The 18,467-nt window shown below is 40.1% G+C and carries 17 protein-coding genes; 10 read left to right on the top strand and 7 right to left on the bottom strand.

Annotated features, from left to right (window positions below; genetic code table 11):
- Positions 1 to 173 precede the first annotated feature (173 nt).
- Positions 174 to 653 (bottom strand): polyhydroxyalkanoate synthesis repressor PhaR, encoded by a 480-nt coding sequence (gene phaR / locus EV695_RS09795; protein WP_131905738.1) that lies wholly within the window; start codon positions 651 to 653, stop codon positions 174 to 176.
- Between the two features lie 191 nt (positions 654 to 844).
- On the opposite strand from phaR, the gene EV695_RS09790 reads away from it, so the two are divergent.
- The 10 genes from EV695_RS09790 to EV695_RS09745 all read left to right on the top strand — a co-directional run bounded on the left by EV695_RS09790 (position 845) and on the right by EV695_RS09745 (position 12,897).
- Positions 845 to 1,879, top strand: a complete 1,035-nt coding sequence (locus EV695_RS09790) for a hypothetical protein (protein ID WP_131905737.1) — start codon at positions 845 to 847, stop codon at positions 1,877 to 1,879.
- 4 nt (positions 1,880 to 1,883) lie between these two features.
- Positions 1,884 to 2,984 (top strand): class III poly(R)-hydroxyalkanoic acid synthase subunit PhaC, encoded by a 1,101-nt coding sequence (phaC, locus tag EV695_RS09785; RefSeq protein ID WP_131905736.1) that lies wholly within the window; start codon positions 1,884 to 1,886, stop codon positions 2,982 to 2,984.
- Between the two features lie 200 nt (positions 2,985 to 3,184).
- Complete coding sequence (locus EV695_RS09780; protein ID WP_131905735.1) at positions 3,185 to 4,870, top strand: formate--tetrahydrofolate ligase; 1,686 nt, start codon at positions 3,185 to 3,187, stop codon at positions 4,868 to 4,870.
- A gap of 161 nt (positions 4,871 to 5,031) precedes the next feature.
- Positions 5,032 to 5,946: a LysR family transcriptional regulator gene (locus EV695_RS09775; protein WP_131905734.1), complete on the top strand. Its 915-nt coding sequence runs from the start codon at positions 5,032 to 5,034 to the stop codon at positions 5,944 to 5,946.
- 512 nt (positions 5,947 to 6,458) lie between these two features.
- Positions 6,459 to 7,496, top strand: coding sequence for an amino acid ABC transporter substrate-binding protein (locus EV695_RS09770; RefSeq protein ID WP_131905733.1), 1,038 nt, complete (start codon positions 6,459 to 6,461; stop codon positions 7,494 to 7,496).
- Positions 7,497 to 7,599: 103 nt separating this feature from the next.
- Positions 7,600 to 8,856 (top strand): amino acid ABC transporter permease, encoded by a 1,257-nt coding sequence (locus EV695_RS09765; protein WP_131905732.1) that lies wholly within the window; start codon positions 7,600 to 7,602, stop codon positions 8,854 to 8,856.
- Position 8,857: 1 nt separating this feature from the next.
- The gene (locus EV695_RS09760; protein WP_131905731.1) at positions 8,858 to 10,186 is read left to right on the top strand and encodes an amino acid ABC transporter permease; all 1,329 of its coding nucleotides are present in this window, start codon (positions 8,858 to 8,860) and stop codon (positions 10,184 to 10,186) included.
- A gap of 66 nt (positions 10,187 to 10,252) precedes the next feature.
- Positions 10,253 to 11,047 (top strand): amino acid ABC transporter ATP-binding protein, encoded by a 795-nt coding sequence (locus EV695_RS09755; protein ID WP_425545139.1) that lies wholly within the window; start codon positions 10,253 to 10,255, stop codon positions 11,045 to 11,047.
- Positions 11,048 to 11,162: 115 nt separating this feature from the next.
- Positions 11,163 to 11,966 carry an alkaline phosphatase family protein gene (locus EV695_RS09750; protein ID WP_131905730.1) on the top strand — a complete coding sequence of 268 codons (804 nt, stop codon included), beginning with the start codon at positions 11,163 to 11,165 and terminating at the stop codon, positions 11,964 to 11,966.
- 316 nt (positions 11,967 to 12,282) lie between these two features.
- Complete coding sequence (locus EV695_RS09745; protein ID WP_131905729.1) at positions 12,283 to 12,897, top strand: DUF2238 domain-containing protein; 615 nt, start codon at positions 12,283 to 12,285, stop codon at positions 12,895 to 12,897.
- Positions 12,898 to 12,947: 50 nt separating this feature from the next.
- On the opposite strand, the gene EV695_RS09740 is transcribed toward EV695_RS09745, so the two are convergent.
- From EV695_RS09740 to EV695_RS09715, 6 genes are all read right to left on the bottom strand, one after another.
- Positions 12,948 to 13,289 (bottom strand): Fis family transcriptional regulator, encoded by a 342-nt coding sequence (locus tag EV695_RS09740; protein WP_131905728.1) that lies wholly within the window; start codon positions 13,287 to 13,289, stop codon positions 12,948 to 12,950.
- A gap of 279 nt (positions 13,290 to 13,568) precedes the next feature.
- Positions 13,569 to 13,838 carry a hypothetical protein gene (locus EV695_RS09735; protein WP_131905727.1) on the bottom strand — a complete coding sequence of 90 codons (270 nt, stop codon included), beginning with the start codon at positions 13,836 to 13,838 and terminating at the stop codon, positions 13,569 to 13,571.
- Positions 13,839 to 13,966: 128 nt separating this feature from the next.
- Positions 13,967 to 14,791, bottom strand: coding sequence for a sterol desaturase family protein (locus EV695_RS09730; protein ID WP_165874671.1), 825 nt, complete (start codon positions 14,789 to 14,791; stop codon positions 13,967 to 13,969).
- Between the two features lie 41 nt (positions 14,792 to 14,832).
- Positions 14,833 to 15,432, bottom strand: coding sequence for a midcut-by-XrtH protein (locus tag EV695_RS09725; protein WP_165874670.1), 600 nt, complete (start codon positions 15,430 to 15,432; stop codon positions 14,833 to 14,835).
- A gap of 271 nt (positions 15,433 to 15,703) precedes the next feature.
- Positions 15,704 to 16,117 (bottom strand): hypothetical protein, encoded by a 414-nt coding sequence (locus EV695_RS09720; RefSeq protein WP_207907037.1) that lies wholly within the window; start codon positions 16,115 to 16,117, stop codon positions 15,704 to 15,706.
- Between the two features lie 250 nt (positions 16,118 to 16,367).
- Positions 16,368 to 18,434: a DNA topoisomerase III gene (locus EV695_RS09715; RefSeq protein WP_207907036.1), complete on the bottom strand. Its 2,067-nt coding sequence runs from the start codon at positions 18,432 to 18,434 to the stop codon at positions 16,368 to 16,370.
- Between the last annotated feature and the right edge of the window lie 33 nt (positions 18,435 to 18,467).

The raw sequence follows: 18,467 nt of genomic DNA, 5'->3' as shown, positions 1-18,467 counted from the left end.
GGTGCCTTTCTTTGACTTATCAAAAATCAAGAATGATAAGTCAAATGAGTGAATTATCCGTTTCAAGCATCGAAACGGTAAGTTCACTAAAGTCCATCATGGATTCCGCAAGGAATCGTCGATGTAGAATGGTGCTACGATTACAGTTATTTTTGTTACTAGAATTTGTCGTTTTATTTTTCTTTTTTATCGCTATCTGGACTCGTTTCACTACCAGGAGTCATAAAGTTCTCCTGCATCTTTTTCCAGATATCCATATTCTTTTTAGTACTGGTGGTCCAGAAATCCATCGGATTATAATCTGCAAATTCTTTAAAGCGTTCTTTCATGGTGTTTTGTTGCTCTTGAAAGAAGTTCAGGTTTTTATCCATGAAATGCATAAACCCTTCTCGAGAGGTTTCACCGTTATACCGGATAAAGTTGATTAGGTTATCGGTAGAAAATAACGGTTCTTTATTAGATTCTTGTTCGAGAATTATCTGCAATAGAATGCTACGTGTAATTTCTTCCTCGGTATTACTGTCGATGACTTTGATCGGAATACCGCGTTCAATCATATCTTTAATTTCTAGTAACTTGATGTAACAACTGTCTTCGGTGTCATAAAGTCTTCTATTGGGATATTTTTTTATAATTCTAACGTCAGATTCCATACTTCAATCTCTTTACCTAATTTAAAATAACTGTCACTTAGAAAGCTTCTAAGTGGTATAAAATGCAGTCTATTATCAGAGACTGCTATTCTTCATAGTTTTGTTCTATTACAATATCAAAATCACAAAGTTCTTAACTATACATTATCACCTGATTCTCATCCTCATATCTTTATAGAAATATTAACACCATGGTGGAAAATACCTCATTTAACGACGAATGGAATAAGCTACAAAAAAGGTTTTGGGATAATGTAGGCTCAAGTTTTACACCTTCTGCTACTAATGGTGACGATATTACTCCGTCACCGCAACATTCATTATTTAATCAATGGTTAAACACTGTCGATAAATGTTGGCAGGATCATGCCGAAGTGAGCTCGGGTGATATCGATGCGTTGTATAATAAAGTTTACTCCTCCAGTCGATTTTTTATTAACTTTAGCGAAACTTTACACAAGAACCCAAAAGGTGAAACCGCAGATATTCTGATGGTTAACTACCTGAAAGAATTTACTGATAAAGCTTCTGTTAGTGCTACTGATTTCGCTACAGCTGTGGATACTTCTACAAAAAATAATATTGATGGCAACTCCGAGAGCACTTTAGATAGTTCTTTAGATAGTTCTTTAGATAGTTCTTTAGATGGTTCTTTGGATAGTTCTTTAGTTAACGCCTCTGATTCCGTTTCAGAAGAGAGTAAAGCCAAAACGAATCAATATACTCAGCAAGAATCGAAGCAGGCCAATTTTTCCGCAATGCATCAGCTCTGGCAACTGCCGATGGCTAACTGGCAGCAACAAGCCACTTTTTTCACATCACAAAATCAGTCTTTAAAAGCGTTGGCTGATTACGTCGGAGATACCGCAAAAAATCCAGAATTTTCGGCTGCATTGGAAGCGTATTTAGTTGCTCTGCAAGAACTCCAGCAGCTATTCTTTAAGCTAATGATCAATGTCGCCAAACTAACTGTTGAAGCGTTGCAGAAAAATACCCAGCAAGCGTTAACGGCAAAACAGATCTTGTCACTTTGGTTGGAGTATTTCGATACTCAGTATTTGGATATGATTGCTACAGAAAGTTATTCCCTCATCTATGCCAAAGTGATTAATAGCTGGTTACTCGTCATCGATAAATCAGATAAAACTTTCGCTGAGTTTATGCAAGATACTGTGCCGTCATCACCTGTGTCATCGTCATCTTCGGCTAACAACCCTCATCAATAACTGAATGAATAATCAAAAGTCATTCGATGAATTAAAGGACTATGGCGAAAAGTTCGGCCAGCTGCTGCAAGGCTTAAAGCAACACGATGGCCTTCTGCAAGAACAGTATTCAGAACGTGAACTTGTGCTGGAACACGATAAATTAAAACTGTATCACTATGTGCCTGACCAACACATACAAAAAACGGAAGCAGACACAGCACAAACTGATCAAGTACAAACACCGGTTTTAATCGTTTATGCATTGGTTAATCGTCCCAGCATATTAGATTTGCAACAAGGCCATTCTGCGATTGCACAAATGCTCAAATCTGGACTCGACGTTTATCTCATTGATTGGGGGTATCCCGATGCTTCTGATAAACACTTGGATCTGGATTACTACATCAATACTCAGATCGATGCCTGTGTCGATCTCATCTGTGACACAACTAATATTAAACAAGTAAGCCTGATGGGGATCTGTCAGGGCGGGGTGCTTGGCTTGTGTTACAGCAGTTTGCATCCTCAGCGTGTTAAGAGCTTGGTGACATTGGTGACCCCCGTTGATTTTCATACCGAGCCGGATACCTTGAGTAATCTTGTGAGACATGTCGATATCGATCTAATGGTCAAAACCATGGGAAATATCCCGGGTGATATGCTCAGTAGTACCTTTCTTTCATTGCGCCCGTATTATCTACAGCTGAAGAAATATTTGAATCTGGTTGAATCGACAGCACAGCTTGACGAGAAAACCAAAGAACGTATCGCAAATTTTATTTTGATGGAACGCTGGATATTCGATAGCCCAGACCAAGCCGGAGAAGCCTTTCGAGAGTTTGTGCAGGGGTGTTATCAACAAAACCGATTAATAAAAAACACGCTCAAAGTAGGGGGGTGCCAAATTGATCTTTCTACGTTAAACATTCCTGTTCTGAATATCTATGCAGATCAGGATCACCTGGTACCACCTGCTTCATCCAAAGCACTGGAAAACTTAATCCCCGCTAATCAATATCAAGAGATGTCTGTTAACGGCGGACACATCGGTATTTTTGTCAGCCCTAAATCTGTTAAAGCTATTTTCCCCGCTATCGCGGATTGGTTAAGAAAGCATTCTTAATTGACGTTTTAAAGACTTTCCATGGCGCATTCTGTGCATTGAAAATCCATTTCAAAGGTTATTGTTGATTCATAGTTATTATTCGTACATAAGAAATTTGAGTCCTGTTGATCAATGTATAAATTAAGAAAATAACTGGTTTTACTCGAAAATATTAATAAATCAAAAGCTAAAAAATTAACAAGGTGGATACCGTTAACATGTCAAAAAATACACAACCCTTATCAGACATAGAAATTGCTCGTAATGCAACCATGCAACCGATTCAGGATATCGCTGATAAGCTTGAAATTCCCAGTGATCACATTTTAAATTACGGTAAGCATCGCGCAAAAATCAGCCGCGAATACGTCGAAGCCCAATCTGATCGCCCTAATGGAAAACTGATTCTTGTGGCAGGTATCACGCCGACCGCAGCCGGCGAAGGTAAGACAACAACCTCAGTAGGCATGGGCGATGGTTTGAGTCGTATAGGAAAAAAGGTCGCAATCTGTCTACGTGAGCCTTCTCTAGGGCCATGTTTCGGCATGAAAGGTGGCGCAGCAGGTGGTGGTTATTCTCAAGTCGTGCCGATGGAAGAAATCAATCTGCATTTTAATGGCGACTTCCATGCGATTGGCGCGGCACATAATTTATTATCAGCGATGATTGATAATCATATTTACTGGGGCAATGAACTCGAATTAGATTGTCGAAAAGTCACCTGGGGCAGAGTGATGGATATGAACGACCGTTCACTGCGTCAGCTAACCGTTGGTTTAGGTGGGGTGTTTAATGGCTACCCACGTACTGATCATTTCGATATTACGGTTGCCTCGGAAGTAATGGCGATTTTCTGTCTGGCGAATGACCTCAAAGATTTACAAGAACGACTGGGCAATATCATTGTCGGTACAACGCGTGATGGTAAAGACATTTATGCGCGAGATATCAAAGCAGTCGGGGCAATGACAGCCTTATTAAAAGATGCGATTCAACCGAATCTGGTTCAGACCATGGAAGGCACACCGTGCTTTATCCACGGCGGGCCATTCGCCAATATCGCACACGGTTGTAACTCAGTAATCGCGACTAAAACAGCGCTTAAACACGCAGATTATGTGATTACTGAAGCCGGTTTCGGGGCAGATTTGGGCGCAGAGAAATTCTTCGACATTAAAATGCGTAAATCAGGTTTGAAGCCAGATGCCGCCGTTATCGTCGCAACCATTCGTGCTTTGAAAATTCATGGTGGTGCAGAGCAAGATAAGCTTGGTGAGGAAAATCTCAAAGCGCTCGAAGATGGTTTTGTCAATCTTAAACGACATGTTAGCAATACGCGCAAATTTGGTGTTCCTGTGATGGTTGCGTTAAATAGCTTTAGTGCGGATACACAAGCGGAACGAGACTTACTCTTGGGTTTATGCGAGCAAGCAGGCATCAGCGCGGTGGAATCAGATCACTGGGCACGCGGTGGCGAAGGTGCTGAGGCATTGAGTCAGGCGGTGGTCGATATGATCGATAATGAGCCAGCTAATTTCGAGTTTTTGTATAACGCACAACTATCACTTTGGGGTAAAACACGCACTATCGCTCAAGAACTTTACGGAGCAGAGGACATCATCGCCGATAAAAAAGTGCGTAACCAGTTCGAAGCATTGGAAGCGAAACACGGCGATTTACCCATTTGTATCGCAAAAACACCGTTGTCATTCAGTACCGATCCATTATTGAAAGGCGCCCCAAGTGGGCATGTTGTACCGATACGTGAAGTGCGATTATCGGCTGGCGCGGGTTTCGTCGTGGTTGTCTGTGGTGATATCATGACAATGCCAGGTTTACCAAGAAAACCTGCAGCAGAAAGTATTTACGTTAGAGAAGACGGAGAAATTGAAGGTCTATTCTAAAAACGATACTAAGCACGACCTTAAATAGATTTTAGGGTCGTGTTTTCCATTACCTGAGCCCACACAATTTCTAAATCATTCTCCTAATTATTTATTATTACACTAAGTTGAGTCTCAACCTGTTATGGTTTAGTGCTTTAAGGTAAGAAGTAATAATTATAATGAATCTTAACTGGATAGAAGATTTTCTTACCCTTTCTAATTGTGGAAATTTTCGCATAGCTTCTGAGCAGAGGTTTGTCTCTCAGCCTGCATTTAGCCGACGTATTCTCTCACTCGAAACCTGGGTAGGCGCCACACTGATAGACCGTAGTAGACAACCTGTGTATTTAACTGAAGCTGGCGAACTTTTTAAGCCAGTTGCGCAAGAGATAGTGCGTCTGGCATATCTCTCAAGAAATGATATTCAGGTAAAAAAGAGAGAGAAAGAAGAAAAAATTCGTTTTGCTACCTTAAGTACGCTGGCTCAATACTTTATACCTTCCTGGTTAAAGAGCATTCAGGAAAATATCGAATCAGAATTATTCAGTGTAAGAACGGATTTTGCGAATGTAGAAGATTACTTAGGTGCGTTGGATGAAGGGGAGGCAGACTTTTTTATTTGCTATGAAGATCCAACAGAATTACTGCTGAATGACATGAAAAAGTATTCATCATTACAATTAGGCGTTGAAGTGTTGGTACCGGTGGTAAGCCCAGATAGTAACGGAGAACCGAGGTGGTGGTTGCCATCAAACCCTCAAAAGGTTATCCCTTATCTTCAGACTCAATACACTTCATCTCTTTTGCCGGTAAAGCATCATCTTGATAGTCGCTACCGTAATCTCAAGTTCTTATCTGTTTATCAATCGACTATTGCAGCTTCATTGTGTGCGATGGCTCGTGAAGGATATGGCGTAGCATGGGTCCCATTATCAATTGCAATTAATGATTTAGACAAAGGATTGTTAGTTCGTGCAGGTGATGAAAACGACGAAATCAAACTGGTTATAAAAATTTATAGAAACGCTAATATCATCCCACCCCAGGCAGAAAAAATATGGCAGATGTTACTGCACAAAGACTCCCGATTCTAACACTCTTGATACTAACAACACTCTCAAAACATGCTGACTGTCGGTCAGGCTTTTCAAATCAAGTTCGAGATTCTGCCCTTTACTCTAAATCACTAGCGTAACGTCATCAATAATCAAGATTTAATAGGCACTCAACGCCAAGTGATGCGTTTTTTGCATGAGTGGCACCATTAAAGGCATTAGACAGAAGTAACCTTTCATTTTACATTCTTTAAGAGCAAGAGAACGTTATTGATGAGGCTAGTTACTCGATTACGATTTATGTATTAGAACACTATCTCGATATACGTACTTATTTATTAACAAAACAAAAAATGAATTAAATTTTATAAGTATCAGTTTATTTTTAAATTCATCAAAGAGTCATACAAGTCCACTAATATCGTTTAACACTATTTACTTTTTTCGAATATATAAAAGGAATATTGAATAGGTCTGGTTGCTGAATGAAAATTATCATTTCGGTCATCATTTCAATATAAGTATTTAACTATAAATCAGGAAATGAATTAATGAAACTCACTACATTTTTCACATCAGTTGCCGCAGTTACTGGAATATTAGTTGGTGGTATGACAACCGCTTCAGCAGAAAGTACCTTGGAAATAGTAAAAAAACGCGATCATCTGCGCTGTCAGATAGGTAAGCCTTCCCCGGGCTTCTATACCATTGATGCCAAGGGTGATTGGGATGGCTTTTACGTTGCTAATTGCCAGGCAATTGCCGCCGCAATTTTCGGTGACAAGTCAAAAGTAAAATATCAATCGGTCGGTAGTCAGGTGAGATTCACGGCACTTGCAAATGGCGAGTCAGATCTTTTATCACAATCAGCTACCATGACTATGTCACGTGACTCTCAATTAGGTTTGGATTTTCTACAAACCAATTTTTATGACGGTCAGGGTTTTATGGTTCGAAAGGACAGCGGTATAACAAGTGCGCTTCAACTAAAAGGTGCCAAGGTGTGTGTAAAGACTGGTTCCACTTCTGAACTTAATTTAGCCGATTTTAGCCGTAAGCATAATCTAAAAATTAGTGCGGTTACTTTTGAAGACTTCAATGTTCGAGATGAGACCTATGTAAAGGGTGGTTGTGACGCACTCACGAATGACAAATCATCATTAGCTGCAAATAGTGCTGCTTTCCCAAAGCCTAAGGATCATTTGATTCTGCCTGAAACGCTATCTAAAGAACCTCTTGGACTTGTAGTACGACAGGGTGACAGCGACTGGGCAAATCTTGTCAGATGGTCTTTGAATGCCATGGTTAATGCTGAAGAGCTAGGTGTCAACAGTCAAAATGTTGATGAAATGCGTAAGTCAGATAATCCATCAATACGTCGACTCTTAGGTGTTGAAGGGAATCTTCATGATGGCATAGGCTTAGACAAAGACTGGGCATATAACATCATTAAACAAATTGGTAACTATGGCGAGAACTATGAGCGCTATCTTGGAAATGGTGAAAAGGCTCTAGGAATCACTCGTGCAGGTACACTCAACGCACTTTGGACAAATGGCGGATTACTGTATTCACCTCCTATGAGATAAATGACGCGATAAATGACGCGATAAAGAATGCGATAAATCATGTTTCAACATGCACTGGCGCACGACCATTTGTTTACTGGTCGTAGGGGATTGATGCCGGTGTATGTTTTTCTCAATAAACGAATACCAAAGAGAAATTATTGTTGTGGCCAATGATAGTAATACCAAATCGCAACGCATAAAACCTAAAGAAAAGTTTAACTTTTTCCATGATGAGCGCGTTCGCGGCATCTTCTATCAACTATTGACAGTAGTAATTATTGGTTGTTTTTTTTGGTATTTGATCAGTAATACTGCACACAATCTTGAATTAAGGGGGATGAACTCTGGTTTTGGCTTTTTAAATGTAGCGGCAGGATTTGACCCTGGTTTTAAGCTGATCTCTTATACGCCGGGGATTGGAACGTATGGTCGTATCTTTTTAATCGGAATACTTAATACGCTGTATGTCTCTTTTTTGGCGATTATTGCGTGTACCGTCTTAGGGTTTTTTATAGGTATATTAAGACTTTCAAACAACTGGTTGATTTCAAAAGTTGCCTTAACATTCATCGAGATTTTTCGTAATACACCTTTATTGATTCAATTAATTTTCTGGTATGTAGGTGTATTTAGCATACTGCCTCAAATAAAAAATAGTTTGGATCTTTCTGCAGGTGCAGAAGTGGTATTGCTCAATAACCGAGGCTTATATACTGCTTGGCCAGTACCAGGAGAGCAATTCTGGATAACGGGTGTGGCATTTATGGCTGCACTTATCTGTGTCTATTTACTCAAGAAATGGGCCAATAAACATCAAGACAAAACGGGAAAAAGAGTAGCTGTTTTGTTGCCATCACTGGCGATACTTTTAATCTTACCTGGTCTCGTTTTTTTACTGACAGGGTCTCCACTTAGCTGGGATATCCCGAAAATTGAAGGTTTTAATTTTGTAGGAGGCGCCAGTCTCCCGCCCGCTTTTATCGCCTTATTAGTGGCATTGGTTGTTTATGGTGCTGCACACATGGCTGAAATTGTTCGAGCCGGCATACAGTCGATTAATAAAGGGCAGAATGATGCTGCTCTTGCCATAGGTTTACGGCAGAACAAGGCCTTGCGCCTCATCATAATCCCTCAGGCAATGCCTGCCATTATCCCGCCGATGATTAGTTTGTGGCTGAGTACGGTTAAAAACTCATCACTCGCAGTGGCGATTGGTTATTCAGATATTGTTTCACTGTTTATGCAGACGTCGTTAAATCAAGCAGGGTATGCCATAGAAATCGTCGCCATGACCATGGGGTTTTATATGTTCGTGAGTCTGATTATTTCAGGGCTGCTCAATATCTATAATAAGAAAGTACAGCTGGTGGAGCGTTGAGATGGCCTTTGTAAAAAAAGAAATAACCCACGCTAGACCTGCACCGTTATCTGAACGATCAGTAATTGGCTGGATGCATAAACATCTATTTAGCTCTTTCTACAATAGTATTCTCACCATAGTGACGCTGTATATTATTTACATAACAACTAAAGGTTTATGGGTCTGGGGCATAGCCGATGCTGTCTGGATCGCTGAGAGTAGACGTGAGTGTTTTGATATCAGTATTGATGGCGCATGTTGGGCAGGTGTGATTGCGTGGATGGACAATATTTTTTACGGTCGTTATCCGAAAGACGAGCTGTGGCGAGTTAACGTTGGTATTTTACTATTAATCGTCTGGATGCTGCCGCTGTGGTTACCGCGTGTTAAAGGCAAAATATTTATAGCCATTACCTTGATTAGTTTTTACCCTTTTTTAGCAAATTATATATTCCTTGGTGGTGAAAGTAGTTTTTTTAGCCAGTTTATGGTTTCAGCTGCGATCGTTTCTTTCGTCGTTATCATGTTGAATGCGATTATCGGTGTAATTCAGGGTCAAAGCATTTCAACATTTATTGCTACCCGTTTAGGCAGTTCACTGAAATCTGAAAAGAGCCAACGGAATCTAAACTTAGCGCTTCTAATCATTACTTTTATCATTGCATTTTTATGGCAACAAAGCTGGGTACTAGGCGAAGTACCCTGGACTAAATGGGGAGGACTATTCCTAACCTTAGTCATTTCAGGGATTGGTATTGCCACCGCTTTACCTGGCGGAATTATTCTGGCACTGGGTCGTCGTTCAAAATTACCTGTCATCAAGGTACTTAGTACCACTTTTATCGAGGTGTTTCGCTCGGTGCCACTCATTACCGTGCTGTTTATGGCGACGACCATGTTTCCGTTGTTTTTACCCGAAGGCTTCGTGCTGAATAAACTAGCTCAGGTAATCATTGCGGTGTGCCTATTTAATGCGGCTTATATGGCTGAAACGGTTCGTGGTGGACTGCAAACTATTCCCAAAGGGCAGTATGAAGGGGCACATACCATTGGCTTGGGTTACTGGGGAACCATGGGTTTAATTGTGATGCCGCAAGCCTTAAAAAATATGATTCCAAATATTGTAGGTAATTTTATTAGCATCTTAAAAGGCACTACATTGGTCTCAATTATCGGTTTATTCGATATTTTAGGGATGTTAAGTAGCGTTAGTCGAGATTTGTCATGGATCGGTTTACACAAGGAACCACTATTATTTGGCGCGATGATATTTTTTATACTTTGCGCGCTGATGTCAAAATACAGTCGTCATCTAGAAGCTAAGTTGTCCACTAATCGTAAAACGTAGTTCTTAGAAAACTAAGAAGTAGATACTAAGAAATAGACACTAAAAAAGAAAACATCAAGGAATAAAATGAAATCGAATACGCCTATGGACAACAATGCTGCAGAAGAAAAATTGGTATCAGCAGCGTCCTCTGAAGTCATCATTAATATTGAAAAAGTAAACAAGTGGTACGATGATTTTCATGTTTTGAAGGATATCGATCTGGTAGTAAAAAAAGGGGAAAGAATCGTTGTCTGTGGCCCTTCTGGATCAGGGAAATCAACACTTATTCGCTGTATCAATAATCTGGAAGAACATCAGGAAGGCAGTATCGTCGTTGATGGAATAACGCTAAACAAAAACCTCAAAAATATTGATCATATCCGCACTGAAGTGGGCATGGTATTTCAGAATTTCAATCTATTTCCTCATCTGTCGATACTCGATAACCTCATGTTGGGCCCGATCTGGGTCCGTAAAATGCCCAAGGCCGAAGCCCGGGCTACTGCACTTGAATATCTAGAACGCGTCAAAATACCGGAACAGGCCGATAAATTCCCAGGGCAACTTTCAGGTGGGCAGCAACAGCGTGTAGCAATAGCGCGATCACTATGTATGAACCCCAAGATCATGCTGTTTGACGAGCCGACCTCTGCACTTGATCCAGAGATGATAAAAGAAGTTTTGGATGTCATGGTCGAGTTGGCTGAAACAGGTATGACTATGATCGTGGTCACTCACGAAATGAATTTTGCAAAAACCATTGCCGATCGTGTCATCTTTATGGACGAGGGGGATATTGTCGAGGAAAACGAGCCTCTTCAGTTTTTTAACAACCCCCAACACGATAGAACCAAGTTGTTTCTTAGTCAGATACTTTGATGTTTTTAATCTCAATTAGCTGACACAAAAAATTCATCAAAATGGCTCTGACAGGCAACACAAATTCCCAGAGCTTGAGCAACATTCTTTTTAGAAAAAATATTAGGTGTATCAAATGAAATTTCCTCCTCATCACGGTTCTATAGCTTCATTAACTCCAACGATATGCCATCTTCTGGGCATCAGCCCTCCAGAGGTCTCAGCGGAACCCGCGTTAGATATGGTTATCTCTACACTTGAAGATAACAGCCTTCCTTTCGAAAAATGCCTGATTATTGCTCAGGATGCTATTGGCGCGCATTTATGGAAGTCGCACGAGAGTGATCTCAATAAAATATTACCCTTGGTTCCGTTACGTGTTCCTCTACGTGCTGCTTTTCCTCCGGTAACGCCGGTTTGTTTTGCCTCTATTTTTAGCGGAGCACAGCCCGAAGTCCACGGTATTCAAAGCTTTATAAAACCTGTATTAACCTGCGACACACTTTTCGATGCACTTGCGCGTGCAAATAAGAAAGTTGCTATCGTCGCTGTCGTAGATAGCTGTATTGATTTGATTTTTAGAAACCGTGACGTAACATATTTCTCAGAAAAGGATGATAAATCTGTCAAAGAGAAAGTTCTGGAAGTTATTGAAGGCGATGAATACGACGTTATCATCACCTATCAAGCCGATTACGATGATAACCTGCATAAAACCGAGCCTTACTCGCCGATTTGTATTGCGTCTCTTAGACAGCATATTAAAGACTTCACAGAAATGACAAAAGCGGCAAATCAGCACTGGGCTCAAAAACGTCACGTTATCGCATTTACGCCTGATCATGGTGCACATGTTAATGACGCAGGAAAGGGTGATCATGGCATAGATATCCCTGAAGATATGGATATTTACCATTGCTATGGTATTTATACGCCTTAGTATTTTCCGTAGGTGATTCTAGCGAAAATATTGTAGTGATATCTGAAGTTCGATTATCAGCAGAAAGCATATATGCAAGAGATGACGCTGAGGTGAAAGGCTTGTTCTAAGCCGCTTAAAAAAACTGCCCGTAAGTGGGGAGGTGGCTTTTCGGTTTATCAACAACCAGAAAACCATCTCCCTTTTTTATTTGGTTACCTGAAATATGACATTTCACCAAAATTCGTGATCTAAGCCATGAAATACAGCCAGCTTAAGCGATATAGTTTTGTATATTCTGATGTTTTATTCGACATAACGATATCTAGGTATACACATGCGCTGGCTGGTCATTTTTAGTGTTTTCTTTTTTGCCGTGTGGGCAGACTCATTCATAGGAACAACAGATATTGCCAATTGGCGTATTGAAAATACTCTAACGGCGATAACGGTACTTTGCTTAATTTTTACGTTTAAGTGGTATCGGTTTAGTACTTCGAGTTATTTCTTAATCTGTGCATTTCTGTGTTTGCATGTTTACGGATCTAAATATACCTATGCCGAAAACCCCTTTGGTTATTGGCTACAAGATATTCTACAAACCTCAAGAAACCCTTATGACCGACTTGTACATACGAGTTTTGGTTTGCTCTTGTATTATCCATTTTACGAGATTCTTTTAAACGGCTTAAAACTCAGAAAGCGCGAAGCGTTGATCATACCGGTGTTAATCGTGCTGTCTGCCAGTGCCATCTATGAAATGATAGAATGGCTGGTTGCTGATAAATTCTTTGTAGAGCAGGGTATTTCTTACCTTGGTACGCAAGGCGATGTGTGGGATTCGCAAGAAGACATGTTTGTGGCGTTTATAGGGAGTTTATTAGCCGCTTTGATATTTTATGTGTATAGACTGAGCTTTGGCAAGCGAGCTCATAAAATGCTTAAGTCGTAAAAAAGTCCTTTAAAGTAGGGGGGTGGGTATATTTTTAAATGACTTAGCGGTTACGAATATTTTCTGCACCATTTCATATTATCAACGTCGGCACCCATTTCTTCGGTATCAAAATATACCGCTTTATCAATACGTTTAACCGTAACACTCTCTCTTTTAAGACGAGATTCAGTTAACACAAAGATCGTTTTAAACAAATCATCATTCATTGCGTTTTCTAACGATATTTTTGTATCAAAAACGAAAACCAGTTTTAAACTTTGGGGAAAGTTTGCGTAATCTACAAAATGAGTGAGCCAGAGAAATCCGGTGTATTTCTCTTTCAAGGTTTCACAAACGTCGGTTAATGCTATTACGATTGAAGATTCAATCTTCTTTTGATTTCTTTTCATTGTTTGTACGTTTTGATTTTTCGTGTCTTACGGAATATTAGCTGAATGATCAGTGTATTCAGTGATGAAGTAAACGTATTAAATGTATTAAACCAAGAAAAGCGCTGCTCTAAATAGGTGAGTCATAAGAAAGTAAAAAGTCAGTCTCTAATAATTTAAAGACACTGTTATCTATTTTCCATGTCCCATAATGCAAAACACCTCAGAAGATTAACTCTCCTGAGGTGTATAAAGTCTAAATGTCCTGACATAGCCCCTATGTTGAGACATCTACATACTTTATTTCGGGCGTTTACCTGCAGGTACACAGGCTAATTCGCCTTCACCTTTAGGTGGCGCTTTACATGTACCTGACATTTCACCGCGTGAAGATGACACAGTACAACTTTGACCTTCGCTTTTACTCGCACACGCTTCAAACGCTTCAGCAGGTGGTTTGCCTCCTGATCCACCTCTTTTTCCACCTCGTTGATTATCTGAACTACAAGCCGAGATAGATAACGCTGCCATTACAACGAATAAAGTTGATGCGATTGTTTTAGATTTCATTAATTTCCATACCTTAAATTATGTATTCGTTTTGTGAGTCACTTGATGTGATATGGAATAATAAAAAGCAATCGTGAAGAGAATGAGGAAAAAATAAGGAAGTTAGTTATTGTTTTTAACTAATATGTTTATAAAGATCGTTTTATCGGATTTCTGTTATAGGTAAAAGGGCGCATGATTAATTGATCAATGCGCTGATCTTCGTTACTCCGTAATTGTTCTAAGCCAATTTGCATATTGGGTATTTCTTCATAAGGTTTTTTTGTCGCTGTACCGAACACATAATCAAAGATTGGGAATACGATACAAAAATTACTATCGGTATAGCGTCTATCACTGGAGTGATGCATGCGATGATAATCGGGTGTGGTGACGAAGAGACGCACTACTTTATCAAGTCTTTTAGGAATAATCAGGTTGCTATGACTGGTTAAGACGATAATGGTGCGTACAAAATTAAAGAGAATAATTGAAATGACAGGTGCGCCTAACAACATAACCATGGGAGTAACGATAATGGTATTAATAATTAAAGGCTCAAAAGGATGATGTCTTACGCCTGTGGTCACATCAATTTCGGTATCTGAATGATGTACTGAATGAATCCGCCAGAGTATTGGAAATTTATGAAAAGCACGATGAGACCAATAGGAAGTGAATTCAAACGCAAACAATAAAACGAAAAGTGAGGCAATATCTGAAAAACCAAAGTGCCTCAGTAAAGGGGAGTCTGGTTGAAATTGATTAAGAATAAGTGCCAGATTGAAGGTATAAAAAAGTATTAAAAAATGATTAAAAATAGCAAGGCTAATATTACTCACCCAGCGATTGGTTTGGTTGGTATCACTTCTGCGTCTTGGGAAATAACCTTCTAAAATATATACAAGAAAAATGCCGCCAAATAAGGCGGCAAATTGTAGTTCAAAATAGTTATTTTTAATAAAGTTAATCACTATAAAATATTTTTGTTGCTATAGCTGATGATATTAATTATTCATTCTGATGAAAACTCAGCAAAGCAATAAAGGTCACAACCATCTAAATTGTTTATTTGTAAACCAACAGAACAAGTTTCAGAGCTAACAGGAGGCGGTGCAGCCGCTGTTGTGAGCTTTTCTGCGGGTTTAGTTATAGCGGGAACTGGACCACAAGTATATCCGGGTGGGGGGGTAATCGAATTTATTGTCGTAATCGCTACATTTTCGTTGGTGAAAGCATTGTACGAAGAAAATAACTCCACTTCACCTGATGTACTATTGGTGTTTAGCGGTAAGCTTGGATACCAACCTGCGTCTGCTTCGGACACTATTTGTGCTCCACCAGTTATAAGTGAGATAGATCCAACGCCCAATAATGTGACGAACAATTTATTAACACCTGAGTTTTTCTGTTTGGCTACACGAACTGCAACGGCAAATAGAAGTAAACTGAGTACAATTAACATGGTGCCACTTAAGGTTGGGATACTGGTTGCACCGCCTATAGAATACGTCATAGATCCACCCCCAGTTGATCCAGCGAACGCTGTAGAAAATGAACTGCAAAAGCTGATAAAGATACCTAGTTTTATAACTAGCTTTTTGTTAAATGACATGCCGATTCCCCTTAGTGAAATTGATAACATTAATGAAAAGTCTCTGTACTTTTTGGTTGTGTTAAATGCCAATAGTAAACCGATTCTAAAATTTACTATTTGAATGATTGAAACTATCATGAAAGGTTTTTTCGGTGTATTACCCAAATATACTATAGACATAATGAGTTTTAGGAAATTGACGAAAAAACTATAACTAAAAATACCACCCACAAAAAAGCCCGAATACATTCGGGCTTTTTTGTGGGTGGTAAATGTAAATCGTTTTGTTTTAAGAAAACTTGGGGTCTATCTGCAAAAATGTGTCTTCTTTGCGGAATAAAAATAACATCACACAGGCTGCTAACATCGGCCACGCAGCAAAGAACAATAAGTGATTCCCTTCAAAAGGTGATAGGTATTGACCGAAAGAAGACAAGGTTGATGCCGCATGTAATAGCAATACTGCGCCATAGGTAATAGTTTTCTTGAAGCCAATAAAAAACAGGGCTAATAGAATAAGCTCTAAAACGCCTATGATTGTGAAAATAGAACTGGCTAAGCCAGAGATCGAATAGAATTTATTAAAGATCGCGGCGGTGTGACCTGGGTTGACAAATTTATCTACCGTCCACATGAGTATGACGAGAAAAACACTCGCGCGAAGAAAAAACATTGAATACTTAAATTTGTTATCGGTGGTCACTTTCTATTTCCTTATGAGTTATAACTATTAATAGTTGAATTAGGGGAATTGATTTTTAATGTTGTAAAGTAAAGTGACAGCTTAAACCATCACTTCTTGCCTCTATACGAGTGACCTTTTTATTTAGATACAGAATTTACAAAGATTAACAAAAGTTAATGTTGGGTAGAAAAACGGCCTTAAAGTAGGGGGGTGCCAATAAAAATTTATGTGCTTTTTTGCATGAGTTAGTTGAGATTTAATGCGGCAGTCAGCCAGGTTTTTTTGCAGTGCCTTTTTTACTCATAGTTTTCGTTGCCGTGGTTTTCTTCGCAGTACTCTTGTTTTTAGTAAACTTTCTTTTCTTGCCCCATTTTTTAGGTGCTTTACCTAAACCTTGTAACCCTGAAAACTCAACGGCTCCCACATCATTGATCAGTTGTTGTAAGTTTTGTGTCATGGGTTGCATGAAATTCCCATAACTCATCTCGCGCTGGCAAATCGCTTCTAGTTGCGATTCCCAATGCGCTGTCATATCAGGGTAGCCCATACTCTCAGGCAAGCTGGTAATGAGTTGGAGGCCAACCTTTGTCGCACGAATTTCCTTACCTTTGCGCTGTAGATATTCTCGCGTAAATAATAATTCGATAATCCCGGCTCGCGTTGCTTCTGTGCCGATCCCGTCTGTTTCTCGTAAGACCTTTTTGATTTCAGGATCAGTCACATAGCGTGCGATACCCGTCATCGCGCTTAGTAAGGTTGCATCGGTGAAATGCTTGGGTGGCGTGGTCTGTTTTTCAACCACATTGGCATCGGTGCATGTAACGGGGTCATCTTTTTTTACCAGCGGTAATTGTTTTGCCGAAAACGCTTCACTCTCATTGTTGGTATTTGTTTTTTTGCTTTGTGGGAATAATGCTTTCCAGCCCTGTGCGAGTACATCTTTCTGCTTGGCGATAAACAGGCCACCACTCACTTCGCTTTCAATACTTTTATCTGCGTATTCAAAAGGCGGATAAAACTGGATTAAATATTGCCGAGCGATGAGTTCGTACAGGTTCGATTCATCACGGGATAATCGACCGCCATCCATGGACTTCATCGTAGGAATAATCGCATGGTGAGCGCTGACTTTACTGTCATTCCAGGCTTTGCTTTTAAGTTTAAGGTTAGCCTGTGCAACCGCATCACTGAGTTTGTTGCAAGTCTTGGCGATAGCATCTGTCACGCGATCAACTTCGCGTAAATGCTCCGTCGGCAGGTAGCGACTGTCAGAACGAGGATAGGTGATCAGATTGTGTCTCTCATAAAGGTTTTGACAGGTATCTAACACCTGTTTGGCACTCATGCTGAATCGCTTTGCCGCATCGATTTGTAAGGCCGAAAGGTTATACGGCAGTGGTGGCGCCTGTTTCTTTTTTTGTTCGGTTACTTTGGTGATTTTTCCGGGTTGGTTAGTGACTTTAGCCACTACTGTTTCTGCGAGTTTCTTCGACAGTACGCGACCTTCGTCATCCCTATAGTCATCGCAAGAGGCACTGGGCTTCCACTTTGCTTGAAAGCTTTCCTGTTTTGACGTTTCAAGCGTTACCATCACTTCATAAAAGGGTTTTGAAACGAAATTCATGATCTCTAAATCACGATGTACCACCAAACCAAGTAGCGGCGTTTGTACTCTACCCACAGAAAGTACGCCCTGGTAGCCAGATTTTTGGCCTTTGATAGTACATAAACGTGTCATGTTTATTCCGTACAACCAATCTGCACGGGCTCTGGCCAATGCAGAAGTCGCCAAGGGAATAAAGTCGGTATTTTTCTTCAGATTGTTTAATGATTTTTTCACGGCGTTAGCGTTGAGATCATTAATCAGACAGCGTTGCGTCGCTAACTTTTTAGCTTTTGACACACCACAGTGATTAATCACCTCATCAATCAGAATCTGACCTTCGCGATCAGGGTCACCCACATTGACCAGCGTATCGGCTTTTTTAATCAGCTTTTTGAGAACAGTAAATTGCTTTCTGGTATTGGGTTTTACCTGAAGTTTCCAAACATCCGGCACAATCGGCAAATGAGCAATCACCCATTTTTTATACTCAGGGTCGTAGGCTTCGGGTTGTGCCTGTTCGAGTAAATGACCAATACACCAACTCACGATATCGCCATTGCCCACCTCAATATAGCCATCACCTTTTTTATGCGGTCTGGGTAGCGCATCGGCAACAGCGCGCCCAAGACTAGGTTTTTCAGCGATATAAAGAATCATGAGATTGAATGAAACATAGCGTGAGTATGATGAAAAGGTAGGGACTATAACTGACAGTTTCTGCAATTTCATTTTTATTATGAATCGCACAACGGCAATTTTGTC

This window comes from Cocleimonas flava (assembly GCF_004339015.1).
GTDB classification, from domain to species: Bacteria; Pseudomonadota; Gammaproteobacteria; order Thiotrichales; family Thiotrichaceae; genus Cocleimonas; species Cocleimonas flava.
Note: the sequence above shows the minus strand (reverse complement) of the source record. Positions and strands in the feature narration are given on the sequence as shown.

Excerpts from the sequence above, each read along its gene's own strand:
- phaR (WP_131905738.1), bottom strand. The coding sequence starts at position 653 with ATGGAATCTGACGTTAGAATTATAAAAAAATATCCCAATAGAAGACTT.
- EV695_RS09790 (WP_131905737.1), top strand. The coding sequence starts at position 845 with ATGGTGGAAAATACCTCATTTAACGACGAATGGAATAAGCTACAAAAA.
- phaC (WP_131905736.1), top strand. The coding sequence starts at position 1,884 with ATGAATAATCAAAAGTCATTCGATGAATTAAAGGACTATGGCGAAAAG.
- EV695_RS09780 (WP_131905735.1), top strand. The coding sequence starts at position 3,185 with ATGTCAAAAAATACACAACCCTTATCAGACATAGAAATTGCTCGTAAT.
- EV695_RS09775 (WP_131905734.1), top strand. The coding sequence starts at position 5,032 with ATGAATCTTAACTGGATAGAAGATTTTCTTACCCTTTCTAATTGTGGA.
- EV695_RS09770 (WP_131905733.1), top strand. The coding sequence starts at position 6,459 with ATGAAACTCACTACATTTTTCACATCAGTTGCCGCAGTTACTGGAATA.
- EV695_RS09765 (WP_131905732.1), top strand. The coding sequence starts at position 7,600 with ATGTTTTTCTCAATAAACGAATACCAAAGAGAAATTATTGTTGTGGCC.
- EV695_RS09760 (WP_131905731.1), top strand. The coding sequence starts at position 8,858 with ATGGCCTTTGTAAAAAAAGAAATAACCCACGCTAGACCTGCACCGTTA.
- EV695_RS09755 (WP_425545139.1), top strand. The coding sequence starts at position 10,253 with ATGAAATCGAATACGCCTATGGACAACAATGCTGCAGAAGAAAAATTG.
- EV695_RS09750 (WP_131905730.1), top strand. The coding sequence starts at position 11,163 with ATGAAATTTCCTCCTCATCACGGTTCTATAGCTTCATTAACTCCAACG.
- EV695_RS09745 (WP_131905729.1), top strand. The coding sequence starts at position 12,283 with ATGCGCTGGCTGGTCATTTTTAGTGTTTTCTTTTTTGCCGTGTGGGCA.
- EV695_RS09740 (WP_131905728.1), bottom strand. The coding sequence starts at position 13,289 with ATGAAAAGAAATCAAAAGAAGATTGAATCTTCAATCGTAATAGCATTA.
- EV695_RS09735 (WP_131905727.1), bottom strand. The coding sequence starts at position 13,838 with ATGAAATCTAAAACAATCGCATCAACTTTATTCGTTGTAATGGCAGCG.
- EV695_RS09725 (WP_165874670.1), bottom strand. The coding sequence starts at position 15,432 with ATGTCATTTAACAAAAAGCTAGTTATAAAACTAGGTATCTTTATCAGC.
- EV695_RS09715 (WP_207907036.1), bottom strand. The coding sequence starts at position 18,434 with ATGAAATTGCAGAAACTGTCAGTTATAGTCCCTACCTTTTCATCATAC.